This window comes from Stenotrophomonas sp. RS-48, assembly GCF_030053245.1.
Taxonomy (GTDB): Bacteria; Pseudomonadota; Gammaproteobacteria; order Xanthomonadales; family Xanthomonadaceae; genus Stenotrophomonas; species Stenotrophomonas maltophilia_P.
In genome coordinates this window covers 1-23473 of record NZ_JASGBV010000075.1, presented here as the reverse complement: position 1 = coordinate 23473, position 23473 = coordinate 1, and the positions used below count along the sequence as shown (strand labels likewise).

Below are 23473 nucleotides of genomic sequence, written 5' to 3'. Positions count from 1 at the left end.
GTAGAGCCGAGCCATGCTCGGCTGCTCTACCAACGCGCCTCCAGCGTCCTGAACGGCTTCGCCAACCGCACACCCTCGGCATCGAAGTCGGAAACGCTATGGCCGTCCACGCGCACCTGCTTCGGTGCCGTGCGCGCGGGCCACCAGACCTTGACGGCCGTGGCGCTGCGCAGCCCTTCGCCGAGCGTCACGGTCAGCGTACCGTCGCGTTGCTGTGCCTGCATCCGCAGCGTGCCGTACGCCGTCGGCAGGCGCTCCACCGCAAGGCCATCGCCGGCCAGCCAGGAGGGCGGCGTGCCCGGCAGCAGTGACAGGGCATCGTCGTCCTCGCGCATCAGCATCCCGAACAGGGTGCGGCCGTATTCGGCACCGATCCAGGTATGCGGCATGTCGCCCAGGTAGCGCGGAAAACGCAGCCGTGAGTGCACGACTTCGGCCAGCACCTGCCATTGCAGCGGGCGACGGTCGCGCAGCAGGCCCTGCAGCAGCTCGTCGGCCGCTGCGGGCTGGCCCAGATGCACATAGCTCAGGACGTTGCGGATTTCATAAGGGGTGTACGCATACAGCGCACCGGGCTGGTTGCGCTTGCGGACGTCGTCAAGATAGCGGGCAAAGGTGGTGCGCAGCGCATCAGCCGGCAGCACGCTCTGCGCGCCGGTGGGATCCAGCGCGATGGAGACGCCGGTCGGGTCTCCATCGCCAAGATCGGCGGAGGAGGGAATGAAATCGATGCCCTTCCACGCCATCGTCGCGCGGATCGAAGCGTGCAGTGCGTCATACAGCGCCTTGTACTGCCCGCGTGCCCAGGTGGCGGTGGCGTGGTCGCCGAGTGATTCAGCCAGCCATGCGCCGTCATGCCAGCCCTTCAGGCCCCAGTAGTCGTCCCAGTAGCTGTGGGTGGGAGAGGGATAGCCCTCGTGGCTGATCGACGGTGCCAGGATGCCGGCAAAGCGTTCCGGCGCCGGTTGATCGGCCTTGTAACCGGGTACCAGCGTGCGCTCACGCAGTTCCTGCAGGAAGCGCAGCGCGGCCTTCACTTTCGGCAGGTACGCACGCACGGACTCAGGGCCACCGTCGAGGCGCGCGACATCGGCCACCAACGCGACGTACTGCCCCTGGCTGTCGTACTCGATGTCCGATCCGAAGCCGGTGTTGACGCTGCCATCGTCATTGAGGATCGGCGACACCAGGCCGTTGGCATGTACCCCGTGTTCGCTGTACCACGCAAGGTAGTCGCGCGCGACCTTGGCTTCGCCCATCCGCAGCAGTACCGCCGAGGTGGCCATGCCGTCGCGGATGAAGGAGCGGTTGTAGTTGCGTGGGCCGGGTTGCATGGCCGGGCCGGTCTGGTTGATCAGCATGTACGCGGCCTGGGCACGCAGCATGTCGACCAGCGACGGATCGGGCAGGCGCAGGCCGACCTGGCCCAATCGTGCCTGCCAGTCCGCAGAGGCTTCGGCGGCCAGCGTCTCGAAGCCGGCATCGGCATCGCCTGGCAGGCGCGCGAGGTCCAGTGCCGGTGGCTCCGGAAGTACACCCTTGGCGTCGGCCGCCGCCGTACCCAGCGGGAAGGCGACGACCACGGATTGGCTGGCGCCGGGCGCCAGTGTGATCCGGTAGGCCAGCGCCGCCGCCGCCAGCCCACGCGCATCGGTGGCCTGGCGTGCGCCGGGCAACCGGCCCGAAGCGATGGCGGAGGTGATCTCGGTTTCGCCGTTCGGGCCGAACGGTGCCGCGCCGGAGGCGCTGACCGCCGACAGCGAGTACAGCAGGGTACGACCATTGACGCGCACGCTCTGGCCGTCGATGGCCACGTCGCGGATCGGCGACAGGCCACCGTTCTGCCACGGCGGGTTCATCTGCATCGGCCGCACCACCAGGCTCAGCGTGCCCTCGACCGGCGTGGTACCGGTATTGCGCAGTCGATGCCGGAGGAAGGTGACGGGCTGGCCGTCGCGCTCGATCGCGAACGCTTCGCTGCGCAGTTCCAGACCGGGTTGCGGCGACCAGGCGGCCGAGGGCATCGGCTTCCAGCCGTCGCGCAGGGCATGCTGCACGGCCTGTTCCGCGGCACCGGCGGCACGCCCATCGGCATTGCGCCAGATCGGCTGCACCAGCGGTGCGCCCTTGAATGCCTCGATGTTGCCGTATTCGTCGAAGATCGACTTCTGCCGTCCGGCATGCACGCCCACGGCCGTCCAGTACGTCTGCTGCATCTGCAACGACGCCGGGAACAAGCCACGCTGCGCGCCGCTGGCGGCGATCTGGTACTGCTTCATCGGCGTCATCACGGCCTTCGGGCCGAGCAGGCGCAGGCGCGTGACCTGTGGCGAGGGCCCGTCGACGATGAGCCGCAGGGCACGCACATCGTGCACCGTATCGCTGGCCAACCAACTCTGGGCATGGCTGGCGGCCTGCGTGTCCTGCGCCAGCGGCTGCCAGCGCCCCTGCGCATCCTGGGCCTGCAGGCGTGCGGCGCCACGCTGGCCCGCCCACTCCACCGCCAGGCCGGTGCCCGGCTGAGCGCGCGGCAGGGTGATTTCAAGCACATGGCTGCCCTTGCCATCGGTAGGGAGGGCGACGCCGCTACCGCCTTGCCACAACGCGGCTGCCTGTGCGCTGTCGAGTCCGTGCACGCGTGCACTGAGCGTGGCGTCCAAGGGTTCCATCTCGAAGATGGAGACCCCCCAGTCCGACGTGCGCTGGGGACTGGCCAGCCTCAGATAGCGCGCCTGGCGCGGTTCGAAGTACAGCGTCTCCACATCGCCCAGCGAGTCGGCCATGGTGTATGCGGTCTGCCACTGCCGGCCGTCCATCGAGGTCTGCAGCGTGTAGCCCTCGGGATTGGAGACATCCCAGGTCAGGCGCGCGCCCCCGAGCAGGGCAGGCGCGCCCAGATCGATCTGGAACCAGTGTCCGGGGCTGAAGGCGCCGCCGGTGACCGTCTTCGGGTCGTTGTCGATCAGATGGCCGATGGCCATCGCCGGGACCTGCTGTGATGAGCTGCTGGCCTGCCACTGGCTGCGCGGTGGCAGTGTCTGCGCTTGAGCGGCGGAGGCCATCACGGCCAGCGGCAGCAGAGCGCGCGCGACGTAGCGCAGGCAGGCCCAGGAAGGGCGGAAGCGATCAGCACGCAGCGTCATGTCGACAGCCTTGGAGGTTCGGCCAGGATCGGGCAGGCGCTACGCTAGCAGGGGGTGTAATCGTTTACATGACGCGCTGCAATAGGGCAGAGGGCGGACGCGTGGCGCGACGCCCTGCACGGCGTCGCGACAGCCATCGTCCGCAAGGTCACTGCCTGCACGAACCGGCGCCCCGTGACAGCAGCGCCCAGGCAAGCTCAGCGCAGCGCCACCTGTTCCCACCAGCGCGTGCCTGCCTGCGGCGCCTGCATGTCCAGCGCCTCGCCCATCATCGGCGTGGCGATCGGCACATCGTGCGCGGCTGCCAGCGCGGTGATGCGCTCGAAGGGCTGTTGCCAGTCATGCAGGGCCAGGTCAAAGGTGCCGTTGTGGATCGGCAGCAGCCACTTGCCGCGCAGGTCCAGGTGGGCCTGCAGCGTCTGCTCCGGCTGCATGTGCACGAATGCCCAGCGCGGATCGTATGCGCCGGTTTCGATCATGGTCAGATCGAACGGGCCGTACTTCTCGCCGATGGCCTTGAAGCCATCGAAGTAGCCGGTGTCACCACTGAAGAAGATGCGGAAGTCGCCGTCCTGGATGACCCACGAGGCCCACAGGCTGCGGTCGCTGTCGCCCAGGCCGCGGCCGGAGAAGTGCTGGCCGGGTGTGGCGGTCAGGCGCAGGCCATCGGCTTCGGTCGATTGCCACCAGTCCAGCTGTTCGACCTTGTCCGCGTCCACGCCCCAGGCGATCAACTGATCACCCACACCCAGCGGCGCGATGAAGCGCGTGGTCTTGCCCGCCAGCTGCATCACCGCAGCGTGATCCAGATGGTCGTAATGGTTGTGCGAGAGGATCACGCCGGCGATCGGCGGCAGCTGTTCGATGCTGATCGGCGGGGCGTGGAAGCGCGCAGGGCCCATCCACTGCACCGGTGACGCCCGTTCGGAGAAGACCGGGTCGGTCAGCCAATACTGGCCGCGCAGCTTCAGCAGGATCGTCGAATGCCCCAGCCGGAACAGGCTGCGATCCGGCGCGGCTTCCAGCGCGGCACGATCCAGCGCCTGCACCGGTATGGCGCCCGCGGGTACGGTCCCCTTCGGCTTGTTGAACAGGAAGGTCCACCAGATCTCCAGCCCGTTGCGCAGGCCCATCGCCGGCCGCGGCAGTACGTTGTGGAACTTGCCCTCGCGGTATTGCGGGGAGTCGGGGAAGTCGGGGAGGGACCAGGACTTGCAGAAGGTGTAGGCGGTCACGGCGAGGATTCCAAGCAGGAGGACAAGGAGCAGGCGCTTCATGGGTGACGTCCGCAGGGTACACTGCACAGTGTAGTTTCCTGCTGCGGAAAAGTACACTGATCGGTGTAAAATGGGGGTATCCGTTCAGCTATCTGGTGTCGCCATGTCCCGTCCGCCGCAGCGCCTGACCGACCGCAAACGCGAGGCCATCGTGCGCGCGGCGGTGGAGGAATTCCGCACGGCCGGCTATGAGGCCACCAGCATGGACCGGATCGCGGCAGCGGCCGGTGTATCCAAACGCACGGTCTACAACCACTTCCCCAGCAAGGAAGAACTGTTCTCGCTGATTCTGGAGGAACTCTGGGAACGCAGCATGGCCGGCGTCGAGCTGCCCTACCGTGCGGAGCAGCCGCTGGAGCCGCAACTGCTCGCGTTGCTGGAGCAGAAGCTGGAACTGCTGGGTGATGCCAATTTCATCGACCTGGCCCGCGTTGCCATGGCGGAGATCATCCATTCACCCGAACGTGCGCAGGCAATCGTCTGCCGCATGGGCGAGAAGGAGAGCGGGGAAAGCGCCTGGATCCGTGCGGCGATCGCCGATGGCCGGCTGCGTGCGGTCGATCCCGAATTCGCCGCCCATCAGCTGCATGGACTGGTGAAGAGTTTCGCCTTCTGGCCGCAGGTAACGATGGGGCAGGCGCCGCTGGGGGCCGACGAGCGCGCGCGGGTGGCGGCATCGGCGGTCGCCATGTTCCTGGGCCACTACGCGCGCTGATGCCGTGGCAACCGCGTCGGCATGGCTCGCCCGGCCCGCAAGCACAGTGCTGTGACGGACATGTCTGTGCCGTCGATGCGCCATCTGCGATAGTGACGTCGGGTATCAATGCACGATTGCTTCCATGTCATCCGCTTCGGCGCGCCATATCGGCGAAGTCCTGCAACAGTCCTATGGCATCACCACCGCCGCCGTGGTGCCTCGCCCGGTTGGCGCAGACGCCAATGCCAGCGTTTACCGCATCGACGCGCGACGCGGTCAGTGGTGGTTGAAATGCCGCACCTACCAGGTGCAACCGGCGGTCTGGGACACGCTGCATTGGCTGCGGGGCACCCTGGGCATCGAGGAGATCGTGGCGCCCTGGCCGGCATTGACCGGCGGCGCGTCGGTCCAGCGCTGGGGCCTGCAGTTCACGCTGTTTCCCTACATCGAGGGCCAGTCCGGTTTCGAGGCGCCGCTCAGCCATGCGCAGTGGCTGCGCCTGGGCAACGTGCTGCGCCGGCTGCATGACGCTGAGGTGCCCGAATCGCTGCAACGCGCGCTGCCGACCCTGCGCCTTGAAGCGGATGCGTTGACCACCGTTGGGCGCTGGCTGCAGCCGGGCGATGCCTTGCCGGTCGCGCAGGATCGGTTGGGCAGCGCGTTCCTGGCCGTCTGGGAGCTGCGCCGCGAACGCATTGCCGAGGTCCACCGCCGCGCGTCGGAACTGCACGATGAACTGCGCGACGAACGGCCGCCGCTGCGGTTGTGCCATACCGACCTGCATGCGGGAAACCTGCTGATGGGTAACGAGGGCAACCTGCACCTGATTGATTGGGATGGCCTGTCCCTGGCGCCGCGCGAGCGGGATCTGATGTTCCCCGGCGCGGCGGTGGGTGGACGCTGGGGGCGCGAACGTCCGCTCGGTTTCGTGGAAGGGTATGGCCCGGACCTGGGGGACCCACGCTGGATCGCCTGGTACCGGCACTGGCGGATCCTGCAGGACCTGATCGAGTTCGAACAGGTGCTGCTGGGGGGCGACGCGCTGGAGCGCTCGCCGCAGCTGCGCCGTCAGTCGCTGCACTACCTGGGCGAACAGTTCGCGCCGGGCAATGTGTTCGACGCAGCCGAACGCGCGTATCGCGCGCTGGATGCGTCGCCGCTGCAGCGTTGACGGTGGATCATTCGGCGGGCTTGGCCGCCGCTGACGCCGCCGCCGTCGCCGCCCGCCGCGACAGCACGGCCTCGCGGTGGGCGATGTAAGCGTTGGCGGCCAGAATGATGCCCGCACCGATGATGGTCCAGCGGTCCACGGTCTCGTTGAACAGCAGCCACCCGCACAGGGTCACCAGCGGCAGCTGCAGGAAGCTGATCGGCGTCAGCGCCGACACTTCTCCCAGGCGCAGCGCACGCGTCCACAGCAGCTGGCCGACCGTGCCCATCACGCCGGTGAGCAGCAGCCACAGCCAGGCCACGCCACTGGGCCAGACCCAGACAAACACTGCCGGAACCAGCGAAAGCGGCACCCAGAAGACGTAGGTATAGAGCACCACGGTATCGGCGCTGTCCACGCGGGTGAGCTGCTTGATCTGGATGGCCACCAGTGAACTCAGCACCGCAGCGGCGACGGCGACCAGGCTGCCAGCGGTGAAGCCGGTGGTGCCCGGCCGCACGATCACCAGCACACCGATGAAACCGACCACCACTGCGGCCCAGCGGCGCACACGCACGGTTTCGCCCAACCACAGCACGGCGGCGATGGTGACGAACAATGGTGTGGAGTACGAGAGCGATACCGCCTGCGCCAGTGGCAGATGGCCCAACGCCCAGAACGCGCACAGCATCGAACCCAGGCCGATCGCACTACGCACGAAGTAGCGTGGCAGCTGCTGGGTCTTCAGCGGCGCATGGCCCGGCCGCAGCAGCATCGGCAGCAGTGCCAGCAGGCCGAACGCGTTGCGGAAGAAGGCGACCTCCTGGGTCGGTACGTAACGGGTGGCGTAACGGATCGCCACCGCCATCATGCCGAACGCCAGGGTGCTGCCGAGCATCAGCAGCGCCGCCCGCAGCGGGGTGGCGCCGGTGGAAAGGGCGGGGGTGTTCACCACTGTGCGCCGAGCAGGCGCGGCTCCGGTTCGATCGGTACGCCGAATTTCTCCAGCACTGACGCGGAAATGCGCCGCGCCAGCGCAAGCAGCTCGGCCCCGGTGGCGTTGCCATGGTTGACCAGGACCAGCGCATGGCTGGCAGCAACGCCTGCATCGCCCTCACGGAAGCCCTTCCAGCCGCAGGCCTCGATCATCCACGCTGCGGAGACCTTGCGCCGGTCCTCACGATCGGCCGGGAACACCGGCAGGTCCGGGAAATGCTGCAGCAGCACGTCGACCTGCTCCAGGGGCAGGACCGGGTTCTTGAAGAAGCTGCCGGCATTGCCCAGCACCTCCGGATCGGGCAGCTTGCGGCGGCGGATCGCGATGACTGCGTTGGCCACGTCTACGGCACTGGGCAGCTCCACGCCCTGCGCCTGGAGTTCTTCGCGGATGCCGGCATAGTCCATGCGCAGGTCGTGCAGCAAGGGCAGCTTCAGCTCGATGGCGGTGATCAGGTAGCGGTCTGCCTGCTGCTTGAACACGCTGTCGCGGTAGGCGAAGCCACACTGTTCATTGTCCAGCCGCACCCAGGCCTGCTCGTGGCAGTCCCAGGCTTCCACTGCCTGGATGAACTCGCCGACCTGTGCGCCATAGGCGCCGATGTTCTGGATCGGCGCTGCACCGGCCGTGCCTGGAATCAGGGCCAGGTTCTCCAACCCGGACAGGCCTTCCTGCAGCGACCACATCACCAGGCCGTGCCAGGGCACGCCGGCACCGGCGCGGATCACCGCATGATCGGCGCGATGCTCCAGGAAACTGATGTCGCGGTTGCCGAACACCAGCACGGTGCCAGGCAGATCGTCGGCGATCAGCACATTGCTGCCGCTGCCCAGTACCAGCAGCGGTCCGGCGGAAACCTCCGGTAGCGCCAGCACTTCCGGCAGCAGCGATGCGTCATGCAGCTCCAGCAGCTGCGCGGCATTGGCACGCACGTGGAAGGTGTTCAGCGCCTGCAGCGGCGCGTTCCGGGTCAATGTCCAGCGCAGCGGCGCGGCGGTGTCGAGTCCATCCATGGGGGCGCTCACAGCGGCGCCACCGCGCCACGGCTTGGCGCTTCGCGGCGGCGGCGGATCGCCTCCACGCATTCCGATACCAGCGCCGGCCCGCGGAAGATCAGGCCGCTGTAGCACTGCACCAGCGAGGCGCCCGCCGCCATCTTGGCCACTGCGTCGGCGCCGGACAGGATGCCGCCGACACCGACCAGCGGCACCGACTCGGGCAGGCGCGAGCGCAGCCGCCGCAGGACCAGGGTGGACTGTTCCAGGACCGGGGCACCGGACAGACCGCCGGCTTCGTTCGCCAGCGGATCGCCGGCCACCTTGCTGTGGTCGATCGTGGTGTTGGTCGCGATCACGCCGTCCACCTGCAGCTCGCCGAGCACGCGCGCAGCAGCGTCGATGTCGCGCTCGCTGAGGTCAGGCGCCACCTTCACCAGCATCGGTACGCGCCGGCCGTGCCGCGCGGCCAGGTCTTCCTGGCGGTCACGCAGCTGGCTGACCAGCTGGCGCAGTGCGGTTTCCTCCTGCAGCTCGCGCAGGCCGGCGGTGTTGGGCGAGGAGATGTTGACGGTGATGTAGTCAGCCAGCGGGTACACCTTGTCGAGGCAGGCCACATAGTCGTCGACGGCCTGCTCGTTGGGGGTGTCCTTGTTCTTGCCGATGTTGATGCCGAGCAGGCCGCGACGGTTGCGCGCGCGCTCGACATTGCGCACCAGTGCATCCACGCCGGAGTTGTTGAAGCCCATGCGATTGATGATGGCGTTGTGCGCCGGCAGCCGGAACAGCCGCGGCGTCGGGTTGCCCGCCTGTGGCCGCGGCGTGATCGTGCCGATCTCGACGAAGCCGAAACCCAGCGCGAACAGCGCATCGATGTGCTCGCCATTCTTGTCCAGGCCGGCCGCCAGGCCGACCGGATTGGGGAATGTCAGCCCGAACACGGTGCTCGGCAGCGGCGCGATGCGTGCGGCCAGCAGCGGCGTGGTGCCGGTGCGGTAGGCCACGTCCAATGCGGACAGGCCGAGGCCGTGGGCGCGCTCGGCGTCGAGCGAGAACAGGAAGGGGCGGGCAAGCGAATACATGCGTCGGTTCAGTCCAGCGTGCCGAGGAAGGCTCGGGTTCGATATTCAAAGGCGACCTGGCCGTTGACCGCGTGGGCCGCGAACAGATCCTGCAGTGCCGCCAGCATCGGCGCATGGCGCGGATGCCCGGGCTGTGGCGCATAGGAGGACGACAGCAGGCGGCCGCGCAGGGCGTCCAGATCCAGATGCTGCACGTTCGGCAGTTCCACCTGGCCGCGCAACCCGGCACCAAACCATGCCTGCATCGTGGCGTCATCCTGGTAGCGTTCGGCCACGGCGGAATAGTCCGTGCCGTAATCGAGCAGCAGCTGCTCATAGCCGACCAGGAACGGGCTGGCATCGAGCAGGCGTGAGTTCCAGTAGATCAGCGCCAGTCCGCCGGGGCGCAGGATGCGCTGCCATTCAACACGGACGGCGTCGGTGTCGAACCAGTGGAAGGCCTGCGCGGCACTGACCAGATCGACGCTGTGCTCTGACAGGCCGGTGGCCTCGGCACGCCCATCGACGGCCTGGAACAACGGATATGCAGCCAGCCAGCCTTCGGCGGCGGCGCGCATGGCGGCGTTGGGTTCGACCGCGACCACAGGATGGCCGGTGTCGAGGAACAGACGGCTGGAAATGCCGGTACCGGCGCCGATGTCGGCCACCCGTGCATCGTGGTCGACGCCCATCGGTCCATGCAGCCATTCCATCAACGCCGGCGGGTAGTCAGGCCGATAACGGACATAATCGGCGACGCGGCTGCTGAAGCGTTCGGTGCTGTCGGAGGAGGTCATGGCGGTCAGTTCGACAGTGCGGCGAGCCAAGCCAGGCCACCGAAGAAGAGGATGAAGGCCAGGACTGCCGCCAGGGCGGCTGCCACCATCACCCAGCCCAGCACCAGCCCGGTGACGGCCAGGCCATCGCCCTCAAGTTCATGCGGGCGGCGGCGGATCTCGGCGCGGGCCATGTGGCCGGTGACGATGGCGACGATGCTGGCCACGAAGGGCAGGACAGTCCAGGCGGCAATGCCCATGACCAGGCTGACCACGGCCAGGGCGCTTGTCTGTCGGGGTGCCACGCTCATCGGGTCCTCCTTGCAGTACGCACATGATAGTGCCTCCGTCCGGGCAATCCCATGGGCAGTGCCCGGCCCGAGCGGTTCAGCCCATCAGTACCTGGCCACCATCGACGTTCAGCACGTGACCGGTGATCCAGCGCGCCAGCGGCGAGCACAGGAACAGCGCGGCATCGGCAATCTCGCGTGGCTGGCCGAAGCGGCCGAACGGAATTCTTGCCAGGGTGCCGTGATACAGCGCCGGGTCGCTGGTTTTGCGCCGGTCCCACAGACCGTCGGCAAACTCGATGGAGCCCGGGGCGATGGCGTTGACCCGGATCCGGTCCGGCGCCAGTGCCAGCGCCTGCGACGTGGTGTAGTGCGAAAGAGCGGCCTTGGCAGCCGCATAGGGAGCGCCCCCCGGCCGGGGTTGCTGCGCGGCGATCGAGGAGAGATTGAGGATGCAGGCGTCGCTCGATTCGCGCAGCCAGGGCAGGGCGAGCCGCGAGGCCCGCACCGCGGCCATCAGGTCGACCTGCAGGCTGGCGGCCCAGCCGTCTTCATCGTCGGCCATGCCGTATCCCGTGGCATTGTTGACCAGCACGTCGATGCCGCCCAGGGACGCTGCGGCCGCATGCAGCCAGGCGTCGATCTGGCCGGGGTCGGCCAGGTCGGCGGCAAAGGCGTGCAGTGATGCCCCCTGGGCCGCTGCGTCGGCCAGCAGGGCGTCGAGCCCCGCCTGTCCTCGTGCGCAGACCGAGACATGGGCGCCGGCCGCAGCGAAGGCCAGGGCCATCTCACGGCCGATGCCCTTGCTGCCACCGGCAACCAGCACCCGGCGGCCGCTGAAGTCGAGGATTGGAGCCCCCGCGGGGGCCCCACCCTCGGCGCCGTCCGTGCCGGGATGCATCACAGGTCGAACTTGATGCCCTGGGCCAGCGGCAGCGAATCGGAGTAGTTGATGGTGTTGGTCTGCCGGCGCATGTAGACCTTCCATGCGTCCGAGCCCGACTCGCGGCCACCACCGGTGTCCTTCTCGCCACCGAACGCGCCACCGATCTCCGCACCGGAGGTGCCGATGTTGATGTTGGCGATGCCGCAATCCGAGCCCGCAGCCGACAGGAAGCGTTCGGCGGTCTTCAGATTCTGGGTGAAGATCGACGAGGACAGGCCCTGCGGTACCCCGTTCTGCATGTCGATGGCTTCGTCGATGCTGTCGTAGGGCATCACGTACAGGATCGGCGCGAAGGTCTCGTGCTGGACCACGGCATCGCTGTTCTTCAGGCCGCTGACAATGGCCGGCAGCACGAAGTTGCCGGCGCGGTCGATGCGGGTGCCACCGGTCTCGATGGTGCCGCCGGCGGCCTTGGCCTGGGCAATTGCATCGAGGAACTGCTGCACGGCACCCTCGCTGTTCAGCGGACCCATCAGGTTGGCGGCATCGGTCGGATCGCCGATCTTGCCTTCCACCTGCTTGTACGCCTTGACCAGCGTGGCCAGCACGTCGGCGTAGATCGAGCGGTGCACGATCAGGCGGCGGGTGGTGGTGCAGCGCTGGCCGGCCGTACCGACGGCGCCGAACACGATCCCCGGCACAGCCAGCTTCAGGTCGGCGGTCTCGTCGAGGATGATGGCATTGTTGCCACCCAGTTCCAGCAGGCAGCGGCCCAGGCGGCGCGCCACCTTTTCATTGACGGTGCGGCCGACCTGGGTGGAGCCGGTGAAGCTGATCAGCGGCACGCGACGATCATCAACCAGCTTTTCCGACAGTGCGGTGCCGGCATCGTTGACCAGGTAGAAGATGTCCGGGAAGCCGGCTTCGCGCAGCGCGTCGTTGCAGATCTTCATCGAGGCGATGGCGGTCAGCGGCGTCTTGTTGGACGGCTTCCAGATGCACACGTCGCCGCAGATCGCCGCCAGGAATGCATTCCAGCTCCACACCGCGACCGGGAAGTTGAAGGCCGAAATGATGCCGACCAGGCCCAGCGGGTGGTACTGCTCGTACATGCGGTGGCCGGGGCGCTCCGAGTGCATCGTGTAGCCATACAGCATGCGGCTCTGGCCGACGGCGAAGTCGGCGATGTCGATCATCTCCTGCACCTCGCCATCGCCTTCCGGCTTGCTCTTGCCCATCTCCAGGGCAACCAGCGAGCCCAGCGCGTCCTTGTGCCTGCGCAGCGCCTCGCCGCACAGGCGCACGGCTTCGCCACGGCGCGGGGCAGGGGTGGTGCGCCACTGCTTGAACGCTTCCTGGGCGCGGGTGATCACCGTTTCGTATTCAGTCTCGGTGGTCGCACGCACCTGTGCGATCGGCTCGCCCGTGGTCGGGTTGACCGGGGTGATCAGCTCACCGCTGGCAGCGCTCGACCACTCCCCGTTGCCCAGGTACGTGCCAGCGTTGATCGCGTCCAGGCCAAGGGACTTGAGCAGCTCGGAAGACATGCAGACTCCTGTGTTTCGTTACGTTGTTTGGCGTCATCGCGGGCGGGTGGGGGGCGATGAACAGAACCGCCGATGGTAGCAGAGGGCGATGAGCGGCCTTGGTGCAGTGCAGGGTGCCAGGCCTGGCGGACGTGCTGGGACGGGACGTCCCGGCGGCGCCAATCGGGTTGATCCTTCGGAGCGTGATGGGATGATTCCGTGCAACAAACGTCAATTTCTGGACGCTACTGGACGTAGTACGAATCATTTTGACGCATTTTGAAATATTAAAAAATAGGAATAGTTCTAATGACTTAGGGTGGGTCGGGCGGGTGAATGGGCGCCCGACGGGCTGCCGCTTCCTACCAATTGCCTTTCACATCATTCACAATCACGTTCGACTTATTGACGCAATTCCGTCTGTTCGCACCGGCTTGGGGAGGCCTGGTATGCGACAGCCATCACATTGTAGTGCTGGATCGGAACACAGCTTGGAGAAGTGCAGTGCTACATGGATCGGTAGATGACCTCCCCGCAGAGCGTGCCGATGCCGGCCGCCGCCGGGTCGAAGCCCGGGCGGCCCTGGAACTGGGGCTTCGCCTCGGAGACCTGTTGCTCCTGCCCGGCATGGCTGCCTTGGCCCACGTCGTGTGCTACGGGACGGCGGCGCCCAACCAGTCCCAGCGCATCGTCTTCGGTGCGGTGATTCTCAGCGCCATCGTCTGCTTCTCCATCGCACCGGTCTACCGCAACTGGCGCCTGCGTGGCCTGCTGGCCGACCTCTGGCTGCTGCTGTTGGCCTGGTCCGGAAGCTTCGCCCTGTTCTCCCTGTATGCCGTGCTGGTGGGGCTGGCCGATGCCGTTCCGTCGCGCTGGCTGGTGGGCTGGTACATCGGCGGTCTGGCCTCGATGGTCGGCCTGCGCGTACTGCTGCGTGTCCAGCTGCATCGGTTGCGTTCGCGTGGACTGGATCACGAGCGGATCCTGCTGGTCGGCCTCCGGGCGCCGGCGCTCAGGCTGCATCGCCTGCTGCGCGGCAAGCCGGAGATGGGCAAGGAAGTGATCGGCTACTTCACCAGCAAGGGCGACATTGCCACCCGGCGTGGCGGCGATGCCCCGCAGCGCCTGGGCGCACTGGATGATGTGCCGCGCTACCTGGATGCGCACCGGGGGGAGTTCGACCAGGTCTGGGTGTCCCTGCCGCTGGGAGATACCGCACCCATCCGTGACATGCTCAAGCAGATCGAGCGGTTCCCGGTGCCGATCCGCCTGATTCCCGATACCACGGGCCTGGGAGCACTGAACCCGGGCGTGCACCAGGTGGGCGATGTGCCGATGATCGGCGTGCGCCAGGGCCTGGTGGACCACAATTTCCGCCTGTTCAAGCGCATCGAGGACATCCTCGTGGCCGGCGTGGCGGTCATCCTGCTGGCGCCGCTGTTCGTGGTGCTGGCGATCGGCGTGAAGCTCAGTTCACCTGGCCCGATCCTGTTCCGCCAGCGCCGCCACGGCCTGGGCGGGAAGGAGTTCTGGATGCTGAAGTTCCGCTCCATGCGCGTGCATGAGGAAGGGACGGGGCAGATCACGCAGGCGACCCGGGGCGACCCGCGGGTGACCCGGTTCGGTGCCTTTCTGCGGCGCAGCAGCCTGGATGAGCTGCCCCAGTTCTTCAACGTGCTGGGCGGCAGCATGTCGGTGGTGGGCCCCCGTCCGCATGCGATCCAGCACAACAATCACTATGAACGGGTGATCGAACGCTACATGCACCGCCATTACGTCAAGCCGGGCATCACCGGCTGGGCGCAGGTGCACGGGCTGCGGGGCGAGACGCCGGAACTGCGGTCGATGAAGAAGCGCGTGCAGTACGACATCGACTACATCCGTCGCTGGAGCCCGACCCTGGATGTTCGGATCATTGCCTTGACGGCGCTGAAGGTTCTCGGGCAGAAGTCGGCTTATTGACGCCTTCTGCTGTAGACATCTGCCGTAATGTGATGAATTTCCTGACGTTTTCATCCCTCGTCATCGCCGTGTAAGGTATCCTGTAAGGCTGTCACCACCCTTGATGGGCTGGTGCCGCACGGAATGCCACAGGATTCGAGTCAGTGTTCAAGAACGTTCTTTTTGTTTGCGTTGGCAACATCTGCCGCAGTCCGTCCGCCGAAGTCATGCTTCGTCAGGCGCTGCAGGGCAAAGATATCCAGGTGTCCTCCGCCGGCCTGGGGGCACTTGTAGGCCATGGCATCGATGCCACGGCGCAGGAACTGTTGATCGAACATGGCCTCACCGGCGACTCGCATCGCGCCCGTCAGATTGACGACGCCATTCTGGCGACGGCTGATCTCGTGCTCACGATGGAGCGCAAGCATGTGCGCCGGATCGCCGAGATCGCGCCGCAGGCCTCCGGAAAAACCTTCCTGCTGGGCAAGTGGCAACAGGACCGGGAAATCCCTGACCCGTACCGCCAGCAACGACCGGCATTCGAGCATGTCTATACATTGATGGCCGAGGGTGTCGAGAGCTGGGCGCGGCACATGTAGTGCCCGCCGCATCCACCCTCCGACATCCCGCATACCTGATTTGAAGAGCTCTCACAGATGACAACCAATACCCGTAATCCGGCGCAGGACGAAAATGATGAAATCGATCTGCGTCAGCTGCTTGGCACGCTGATTGACCACAAATGGTGGATTGCGGGAATCACCGGAGCCTTCTTCATCGCATCAGTGGCATACGCTCTGTTGGCGACGCCGATCTATCGCGCCGATGCGATCGTACAGGTCGAATCGAAGGTGCCCAGCCTGCCGGGCCTGGCTGACATCAGTCAGTCGCTGGGAATGAGCGCGGGGTCCCCCGAGGCGACGACCGAGATCGCGTTGATCACCTCTCGCGCAGTCGTGGGTAGTGCGGTCAACGCGCTGAAGCTTGACATCGATGTCGAGCCGAATCGCTTTCCGGTGCTGGGTGGGTACTTTGCGCGCCGTGCCGAGCGGAGCGCGCCGGATACCTTGGCGGATGTTCGTTTCGGCCTGGCCCGTTTCGGCTGGGGCGGCGAAAGGCTGGACATCTTCCAGCTTGACGTGCCGCGCCACCTGCTGGCGCGCCCGTTGACGCTGGTCGTTGGTGAGAACAGCAGCTACGAGCTGTTCGATGAAGATGACGACCTGCTGGTAAAGGGGAGTGTCGGCAAGGTTGCGGCCGGGAATGGCGTCACCCTGCAGGTCGCCGAAATGCGCGCGCACCCGGGGATGCGTTTCGAAGTGACCCGCCAGCGTCACCTGACGGTCGTCAACGAGCTCCAGAAGGAGGTGTCCGTCAGCGAGTCGGGCAAGGATTCCGGCATCCTGACGCTGGCCTACCAGAGCGCAGATCCCGATCTGGCGCAGAACTTCCTGCAGCAGGTCGCGCAGGCGTACGTGAGGCAGAACGTTGAGCGCAACTCGGCCGAGGCCTCGGCGCAGCTGACGTTCGTCAAGGAACAGCTGCCGAACGTGCGCAACCAGGTTGACGCAGCACAGAAGTCTCTGAGCGCCTACCAGATGCGTGCCAATTCGGTCGACCTGACGCTCCAGACCAAGGGCCTGCTGGATCAGGAGGTCGCTGTCGAGACCAGCATCCAGCAGCTGCGCCTGCAGCAGGCTGAGATGGACCGCAAGTTCACCCGCGATCACCCGGCCTACCAGGCGTTGATGCGTCAGATCGGGGACCTGGAGTCCCGCAAGAGTGGGTTCCAGGGGCAGGTGAAGCAGCTTCCGGAAGCCCAGCAGGAACTGCTGCGTTTGACCCGTGATCTGCAGGTCAGCAACGAGATGTACACCGCGATGCTGAACCAGGCTCAGCAGTTGGACGTGGCGCGTGCCGGCACGGTCGGCAACGTGCGCATCGTCGATGCTGCCGAAGTCGACGCTACCGAGCCGGTCAAGCCGCGCAAGGGACTGGTCGTACTGGTGGGCACCCTGCTGGGTGCGTTCCTTTCCATCGGTCTGGTACTGCTGAGGCAGCTGCTCAACCGTGGTGTTGAAGACCCCTCCCAGATCGAGGAGATCGGCCTGCCGGTCTACGCGTCGATTCCGGTCAGTCCTGGCCAGCAGTCCGACTCGGTGCGTGGCAAGTTCCGCGCCGACGGCAAGCTGCACCTGCTGGCGGTAAAGGATCCGGCCGACCTCGCGGTGGAGGCGGTGCGCAGCCTGCGTACCAGCCTGCACTTCGCGCGGCTGGAGGCAAAGAACAATATCGTCCTGATCTCGGGTTCGAGCCCGAATGCAGGCAAGACGTTCGTTTCCTCCAACCTGGCTGCGGTGATTGCCCAAGCCGGCCAGCGCGTGCTGATCATCGACGCTGACATGCGTAAGGGCACGCTGCACAAGGCATTGGGTGCCTCCCAGACGCCGGGCCTGTCGGACGTACTCGTCGGCAAAGCACCGCTGGATACCGCCATCCGTACGGTCCAGGGCCTGGACAACCTGAGCTTCATTTCCCGCGGCGACGTACCGCCGAATCCGTCGGAACTGCTGATGCACCGCAACTTCACGGAGTTGCTCGAGCAGGTCGAAAAGCGTTTTGATCTGGTGATCATCGATACGCCGCCGATCCTGGCGGTCACTGATGCGGCGATCATCGCTCATCACGCCGGCACCTGCCTGCTGGTCGCGCGTTTCGGCCTGAACCAGCCCAAGGAGTTGGCACTTGCCCGCAAGCGCTTCGAGCAGAACAACGTTCAGCTGAAGGGCGCCATCTTCAACGCGGTCGAGCGCCGTGCAACCGGCTACTACAGCTACGGCTACTACGAATACAAGTCGACCCGATAAACGGGAGGCGGGCAGGGTGCGACCACGCATCCTCGCCGACAGGGAAGTCACGGCAACTGCGACCTGCAGGCCCGCGACGCAATCGAGATACAGCGGAGATAGGCATGAAAGTACTGATCACGGGTGGCGCAGGATTCATCGGCAGTGCATTGGCGCGCGCGCTGGTTGCGCGGGGAGACCAGGTCACGGTCCTGGACAATCTTTCGCCACAGATCCACGGCGAGAATCCGCAGGACTCTGCACTGCTGGCCTCTCTGCCTGCCGAAGTCACGGTGGTCAGGGGAGATGTGCGCAGGCGCGAGGACTGGCTGCAGGTCCTGCCGGGCCAGGACGTAGTGGTTCATCTGGCCGCCGAAACGGGTACCGGGCAGTCCATGTACGAGATCGACCGCTATGTCGACGTCAACGTTCGTGGTACCTCGCTGTTCCTCGATCTGATCGGCAACAAGGTGCAGGGCTGCGAGTCGGTCAAGCGCGTGGTGGTGGCATCCTCCCGCTCGATCTACGGCGAAGGCCGCTACCAGGGAGCCAACGGCCCGGTCTTCCCCGGGGCACGTGTCGATGCCGATCTGCGTGATGGCGTGTTCGAATGCCGTGATCCACAGACGGGTGATCTGGTGGCGCCGCTGCCCACGGACGAGGACTCGCGCATCCACCCCAGCTCGATCTATGGCATCACCAAGCAGGTTCAGGAACAGCTGGTCCTGGTTGGCGCGTCCGCCATCGGCATCCAGGGTATCGCCCTGCGTTACCAGAACGTCTATGGGCCAGGCCAGTCCTTGAAGAATCCGTACACGGGCATCCTCTCGATCTTTTCCACTCTGCTGCTGCAGGGCAAGGATGTGAACATCTTCGAAGACGGCAAGGAAACCCGTGATTTCGTTTTCATCGACGATGTGGTCGCGGCCACCGTTGCGGCAATCGATGCGGATGCCAGCGGTCAGGCGTTCAATGTCGGCACCGGCGAGGCAACCGACGTCATCACCGTTGCCAGCGCGTTGAAGAATGCGTACGGCAAGGGCGGAGAGATCAGGATCTCCGGCAACTACCGTATCGGGGATATCCGGCATAACTTCGCCGATCTCAGCCGCGCTGAGGCGGCCTTGGGCTACCGTCCGCGTGTCACTTTCGCAGAGGGCGTGAAGCGCTTTGCCGCATGGGTTCTGACACAACAGATCGAAGACTCCGGTTACCAGCGGTCGGTGGACGAAATGCGCGCGAAGGGACTGCTGAAGTGAATTCCGCAGTACAGCCGGGGCGTGCAGTATGAGCGAGTCACTCGCCGGCAAGCGCGTGCTTTTCATCGCGCCGATGTTCTTCGGCTATGAGAAGTTGATCAAGGGTGAGCTTGAACAGCTGGGAGCGGTCGTCGATTACTTCAGCGACAGGCCGGGAGCGGACTTCCTGACCAAGGCCCTCATCCGGGTGGACCGGCGCTTCCTCGCAAGGAAGATCGAGCGCTACTACGGGGACATCATCGAACAGACCCGCGATCGCGACTACGATCTCGTGCTGATCATCCGTGCCGAGGCTGTGTCCGGCAGCATTCTTGATCGGCTGCGCAGCATGCATTCGCGCGCGAAGTTCGTGCTGTACCTCTGGGATTCGATGCATTACAACCCGAATGCACGCAAGGTGTTGGGCAAGTTCGACGCCGTTCTCTCCTTTGATCGTGCCGATGTTGATGCCAATCCTCAGATGCAGTTCCTGCCATTGTTCTATGGCAGGGAGTTTGAGCGCGCCGCCAACTGGAGAGGAGAGTTCAAGTACGACGCGTGCTTCATCGGAACCATCCATACCGACCGCTACAAGGTTCTCGAACAGATCATCGATCAGCTTGAGAAGGACGGGATGAAGGTGTTCGTCTACTGCTATTACCCATCCCGCATGCTCTTCCGCTTGCGCGCGCTGTTCGATGGCGGCTTCCGTCGCTTCGCCAGGAAGTACATCGATTTCAAGGGAATGCCGCTGTCCGAAGTGGTTGATCGCATCGCGGAGAGTCGCTCCGTGATCGACGTGAACAGGCCTGGTCAGCTGGGTCTGACGATGCGGACGATCGAGGCGATCGGGGCACAGCGGTTGCTGGTGACCACGAACGAAGACATCGTCAACTACGAGGTCTACTCGCAGAAAGGCATGTACCTGATCGACCGACGTGCGCCGAAAGTGACTCGCGAGTTCATTCTGCGTGAGGGCGTCCCCCACGATGAATCAGTTCGTGTTGGACTTTCTGCCAGGAATTGGGTACTGCGCGTTCTTGGAAAATAGCCGGGGCGGCCCAGTGACGCGTCACGCCGCCCCTCCGTTCGAACGCTCCTCCAATACAAGCTACCTAGCATGAAGTACCTCACCGTCGTCTACTACGATACTTTTGCCCGCTTCTTCTCTGCTATCGAAGATGAAGTCCGGCTGCGGGACGGCGAGGCGGAGTTCCTTCACCTTGCGCTGTTTCCAAGCGCCTATCTTTACCTGGCCATTGAGCGGAAGGCAGTTCGACTGCTTCCTTGGGAGGCCACCAAGGCCTCGTCGGAAGTTGAGGCCGTCGAAGAGGCGGAACTGGATCGTATTGGCGCATATCACTCGTACATCCTTTCCGGAGCGGGAGGGCGGCCCGATCTGCGTGTCCGCGAACGAGCGGCGAAGTATGTCAACGCCGTGTCGGAGATCCTGCGCGAGTTCCGTCCGGACCGCGTCATCATGTCGGGCGACACACGGATCGCCTGCGAAGCGTTGTCCTTCTGCCTGGCCCGCGACTGGCCTGATGTGCCGAAGTTCCACTTCGAGCAGGGGCCGGGCGGCACGACGATTCTTGATCGCAAAGGCGTCAATGCGAACTGTTCTTTCCGTCATGACGTAGCGGCGTTGACGGGGGAGGGCTATTCCGCCGAGGCGCCGCAGAAGCGTTCCCGCTTCAAGCGCAATCCGGTGTTTAGAGCCATGGATCACCTGCTGTCCCGTGCGTTGAAGGCGGTAGCGCGTCTGCCGGTAGAGTGGGAAACACTGCCCATGCCCCGATATCCAGAGCGACGCTACGCTGCCTGTTTGCAGCAAGAGGCGATCGCTGGTACCAACAGCGCGCCGCATGTGCTGGTGGCGCTGCAGGTCCCGGATGATGCGAACAATATTCACCATAACCCTCTCGGTCTTGGTGATGCGCAGTTCGTCGAACTGGCGACGCGCGCTGTCCGCCAGTCTGGCGGGCATGTCCTTGTTCGCGAGCACCCGCTGTATCGCCGCAAATACAGTGCAGAAATGTATAGGTTCATCTCGGAGACCCCGGGTGTTGCGCTTTCCAGTGCTGAACTGAAGGACGATCTGTCGGGTGCGTCGCTGGTGATCACGGTCAATTCAATGACCGGTTTCGACGCTTACATGTCCGATGTGCCCTCAATTCTGCTGGGGCGCGCGTTCTACGATCATCTTCCAGGCATCGTGCGAGTGGATCGAGAGGAGGAGCTCATCGGGGCCATAGATTCGGTTAAGGGGAGGTCGGTCCGCGAGCTTGTTAATGGGTGTGATCCCAAGGCGATCTTTGCCGAGGCAAAGATGCGGTATCTGATCGAAGGGCATTGGCTTGACGCTGATCTCGTCGCACCGGCAGTCATCGCAGAGCGGGTTGTTGAGCCCGAAGGATTGCTGTGTGATACGGCGCGGGCTCCTGCTGGCCTGGTGGCAACGGAATGACCGCCAAGGGAATCTACTGGGGGGTGGCATCCAATCTGCTTGGCAACGCACTGATGCTGGGTGCGACGCTATGGTTGACGCGATTGATCAGCCCGGCGGAGTTCGGTGAGTTCCGAGTAGGTGCCAATTTTTCCACACTGATGATCCCCTTCCTGGCTTTGGGGGGCGAACGGCTGATCAGCCGATTGATCCAGAAGGGCGACTCAGCGGGCGTGGCCAGGACGGTGCGGATGGTCATGACGATCTCCTTAGTCGGTGCCGCCATCCTGCTTCTGGCCTACCCACTGCTCGCTCGCTACGCATTCGCAGGCACTGTGGGATTCCCTGTTTTCGCACTAGGGGTACTGCTTGTTCCACTGACCATCTGTTACAACCTCGCCAACACGATCTGGAGGCATGTGGGATCCCCTGCCAGGGCCCAGATCCACCTGAACTTCCATCAACGTCTTCTGCGGGCACCGCTTCTGATTGTGTTCGCTTGGCTGCATCCGACTGCGGTCTCTGCATCTGCCGCGATGTTCGTCGCGCAGGGGACGTCACTGCTGCAGTTGTGGAAGCACGTGCGGCTGGCGCTGAAGGGTGGCTCTGATCCAGCGAAGCCTCGTGCCCGCAGTAGATCCGTGATCGCTGAGATGCTGGTAATCGGATTGCCGGTGGCGCTTCTGGCAGCAGTCGATCGCGTTGACGTCCTGATCATCAACGCCGTAATGGGTGTGGAGACTGCCGGCGAGTACGATCTGGTCTACATGCTGGCCCTTACCGCCATGTTCCCGGCGATGGCGATGTCCAAGACGTCGGAACCATTGCTGCTCTCTCTGACCGCTGACGTGGGCCGTCAGGGCCGCATCAGGTCGCTGCAGAATCGGACACTGTTGTTGTCATGCGCTGCGTTGATCGGGATCGCGGTCATCTCGCCCTTTATTCCGATGGTTCTGGGTGTGGCCGGACCGGATTTTCCGGCTGCGGTGCTGATTCTGTCTGCGGGACTGGCACTTTCCAGTGTATGCGGCCCAGTGCTTGAGTACATGCAGATCAACGGGAGGGCCAGGGTGGCATTAATCCTGGCCATGTCGCTGATGGGTTTGTTCGTCTGGATGAAGTGGCTTGCCGCGACTGCAGACAGTCTTGTGATGTTTGCATTCCTTGGTGGGCTTTTCTACTTCATTCTTCGCCTGTCGCTTGCTGCCTATATTTTCTTCAACGATCGCGTGCTACTCACGAATCCTTACATGCTCGTCATATCTATCGGACTCTACGGAGCAGTCGGAGCTTGGATTATCGGAGGGCAGGGATGAGTGCTCGCAGATTAATCGATCTTGGCTTCGCTCTGTTCTTCATTGTTGGGCTTTTTCTAAGTCAAAGTCCGGTGGTGAGTGTGGTCGTGCCAGCCGGCTTGATTGCCTATCACATATTCAAGTTGCGGGATCTTTCGAGCTCGATCGAACTATCCTTCCTGCTCCTTTTTTCTGTCACATATCCTATATTCTGGCTTTTTTCCGTTCTTCTCGGGGTGGACATTCACTACCTCTACTGGAATGTCAACTCTGGCTACATTGCCCAGGCTTTCTCAGTCCAGGGTCTGTTTCTGGCCTGCCTGTTCTTCGCGCTCGGCAGTTCGCGACCATTCACTGTGGTGGACTACCGTCGAAAGAATAGTGCTGTGGTCTTCTGGTCAGCCATCATTGCAATGTTGATATGCCTGATTATTGCAGCAAGTTCCATTCAAGGAAGTATCTTTGAGCAATCATATGATTATGAATTAAGTGGCTCATCAATTCTGTTTGAGTATGTACTAATTCTTATTCTGGTCGCCTACTGCTACTCCGGGGAGGGGGTGATCAGGCGGCGTGTTCTGATTCTCGCTGCCGCGATGTTTGTCATCACGCCTTTGTACTTTGGTAAGCGTTTGCCCGCTTCAATGGTGGCTTTTGCGATTCTGCTATTGTATCTCCGGCCTAGGAATATCAGACAAGTGGCACTCATTTTTGGGGCCGGGTTCCTGGTTCTTTCGCTATTGGCGCTCTTCCGCGTCGGAGATTCCGGGCAGAGCTTTGCGCAAGTTATTTTCAACATCAGTGATGATGGGTCAATGCGAAACAACCAGGGCGGCGTGGTCTATTCTTCCGCCGTGTACATGAAGCTGGTTCACGACGGAGTATTTGATGCGCAGTTTGCAATGGAGT

The 23473-nt window shown here is 64.3% G+C and carries 19 protein-coding genes; 10 read left to right on the top strand and 9 right to left on the bottom strand.

The genetic code is table 11. The annotated features are described in order from the left end of the window. Positions 1-26: 26 nt before the first annotated feature. The gene (locus QMZ25_RS13920) at positions 27-3143 is read right to left on the bottom strand and encodes a discoidin domain-containing protein (protein ID WP_283219811.1); all 3117 of its coding nucleotides are present in this window, start codon (positions 3141-3143) and stop codon (positions 27-29) included. A 197-nt stretch (positions 3144-3340) separates the two neighbouring features. Beyond that, complete coding sequence (locus QMZ25_RS13915) at positions 3341-4420, bottom strand: MBL fold metallo-hydrolase (RefSeq protein WP_065181371.1); 1080 nt, start codon at positions 4418-4420, stop codon at positions 3341-3343. Between the two features lie 103 nt (positions 4421-4523). Between QMZ25_RS13915 and QMZ25_RS13910 the strand changes: the two genes are divergently transcribed. Together QMZ25_RS13910 and QMZ25_RS13905 are read left to right on the top strand one after the other, a co-directional pair. After that, on the top strand, positions 4524-5135 hold the full coding sequence (locus QMZ25_RS13910) for a TetR/AcrR family transcriptional regulator (RefSeq protein ID WP_065175563.1): 612 nt from the start codon (positions 4524-4526) through the stop codon (positions 5133-5135). A 124-nt stretch (positions 5136-5259) separates the two neighbouring features. Then, a complete protein-coding gene (locus QMZ25_RS13905; RefSeq protein WP_053517554.1) occupies positions 5260-6288 on the top strand; it encodes an aminoglycoside phosphotransferase family protein in 1029 nt (342 codons plus the stop codon). Between the two features lie 7 nt (positions 6289-6295). Here the strand turns inward: QMZ25_RS13905 and QMZ25_RS13900 are convergent, their stop codons facing one another. The 7 genes from QMZ25_RS13900 to QMZ25_RS13870 form a co-directional block, all read right to left on the bottom strand. Continuing rightward, positions 6296-7183 carry a DMT family transporter gene (locus tag QMZ25_RS13900; RefSeq protein WP_283219827.1) on the bottom strand — a complete coding sequence of 296 codons (888 nt, stop codon included), beginning with the start codon at positions 7181-7183 and terminating at the stop codon, positions 6296-6298. 32 nt (positions 7184-7215) lie between these two features. Continuing rightward, positions 7216-8277, bottom strand: coding sequence for a UDP-N-acetylmuramate dehydrogenase (murB, locus tag QMZ25_RS13895; protein WP_128990422.1), 1062 nt, complete (start codon positions 8275-8277; stop codon positions 7216-7218). Between the two features lie 8 nt (positions 8278-8285). Beyond that, a complete protein-coding gene (locus QMZ25_RS13890; protein WP_283219810.1) occupies positions 8286-9341 on the bottom strand; it encodes a quinone-dependent dihydroorotate dehydrogenase in 1056 nt (351 codons plus the stop codon). Positions 9342-9349: 8 nt separating this feature from the next. Continuing rightward, on the bottom strand, positions 9350-10117 hold the full coding sequence (locus tag QMZ25_RS13885; protein WP_283219809.1) for a class I SAM-dependent methyltransferase: 768 nt from the start codon (positions 10115-10117) through the stop codon (positions 9350-9352). 5 nt (positions 10118-10122) lie between these two features. Beyond that, positions 10123-10407: a DUF4190 domain-containing protein gene (locus QMZ25_RS13880; protein WP_053517549.1), complete on the bottom strand. Its 285-nt coding sequence runs from the start codon at positions 10405-10407 to the stop codon at positions 10123-10125. Between the two features lie 76 nt (positions 10408-10483). Further along, positions 10484-11287 (bottom strand): SDR family oxidoreductase, encoded by an 804-nt coding sequence (locus tag QMZ25_RS13875; protein WP_180875937.1) that lies wholly within the window; start codon positions 11285-11287, stop codon positions 10484-10486. Continuing rightward, positions 11287-12819, bottom strand: coding sequence for an aldehyde dehydrogenase family protein (locus QMZ25_RS13870; RefSeq protein ID WP_283219808.1), 1533 nt, complete (start codon positions 12817-12819; stop codon positions 11287-11289). Before QMZ25_RS13870 ends, QMZ25_RS13875 begins: the two co-directional genes overlap by 1 nt. A gap of 483 nt (positions 12820-13302) precedes the next feature. On the opposite strand from QMZ25_RS13870, the gene QMZ25_RS13865 reads away from it, so the two are divergent. The 8 genes from QMZ25_RS13865 to QMZ25_RS13830 form a co-directional block, all read left to right on the top strand. Beyond that, the gene (locus tag QMZ25_RS13865) at positions 13303-14760 is read left to right on the top strand and encodes an undecaprenyl-phosphate glucose phosphotransferase (protein WP_128990430.1); all 1458 of its coding nucleotides are present in this window, start codon (positions 13303-13305) and stop codon (positions 14758-14760) included. Between the two features lie 143 nt (positions 14761-14903). Next, positions 14904-15338, top strand: coding sequence for a low molecular weight protein-tyrosine-phosphatase (locus tag QMZ25_RS13860; protein WP_283219807.1), 435 nt, complete (start codon positions 14904-14906; stop codon positions 15336-15338). A 57-nt stretch (positions 15339-15395) separates the two neighbouring features. After that, the gene (locus QMZ25_RS13855) at positions 15396-17606 is read left to right on the top strand and encodes a polysaccharide biosynthesis tyrosine autokinase (RefSeq protein WP_283219806.1); all 2211 of its coding nucleotides are present in this window, start codon (positions 15396-15398) and stop codon (positions 17604-17606) included. Between the two features lie 104 nt (positions 17607-17710). Further along, entirely contained in the window at positions 17711-18844 is a 1134-nt protein-coding gene (locus tag QMZ25_RS13850) for an NAD-dependent epimerase/dehydratase family protein (RefSeq protein WP_283219805.1), read from the top strand. Positions 18845-18872: 28 nt separating this feature from the next. After that, positions 18873-19874, top strand: a complete 1002-nt coding sequence (locus QMZ25_RS13845) for a hypothetical protein (RefSeq protein WP_263178018.1) — start codon at positions 18873-18875, stop codon at positions 19872-19874. A gap of 69 nt (positions 19875-19943) precedes the next feature. Continuing rightward, on the top strand, positions 19944-21290 hold the full coding sequence (locus tag QMZ25_RS13840; protein WP_283219804.1) for a hypothetical protein: 1347 nt from the start codon (positions 19944-19946) through the stop codon (positions 21288-21290). Continuing rightward, entirely contained in the window at positions 21287-22585 is a 1299-nt protein-coding gene (locus QMZ25_RS13835; protein WP_283219803.1) for an oligosaccharide flippase family protein, read from the top strand. Before QMZ25_RS13840 ends, QMZ25_RS13835 begins: the two co-directional genes overlap by 4 nt. Continuing rightward, positions 22582-23473 (top strand): hypothetical protein (locus QMZ25_RS13830; protein WP_283219802.1); only part of this gene is annotated, 892 nt, incomplete at its 3' end. The genes QMZ25_RS13835 and QMZ25_RS13830, both read left to right, overlap by 4 nt.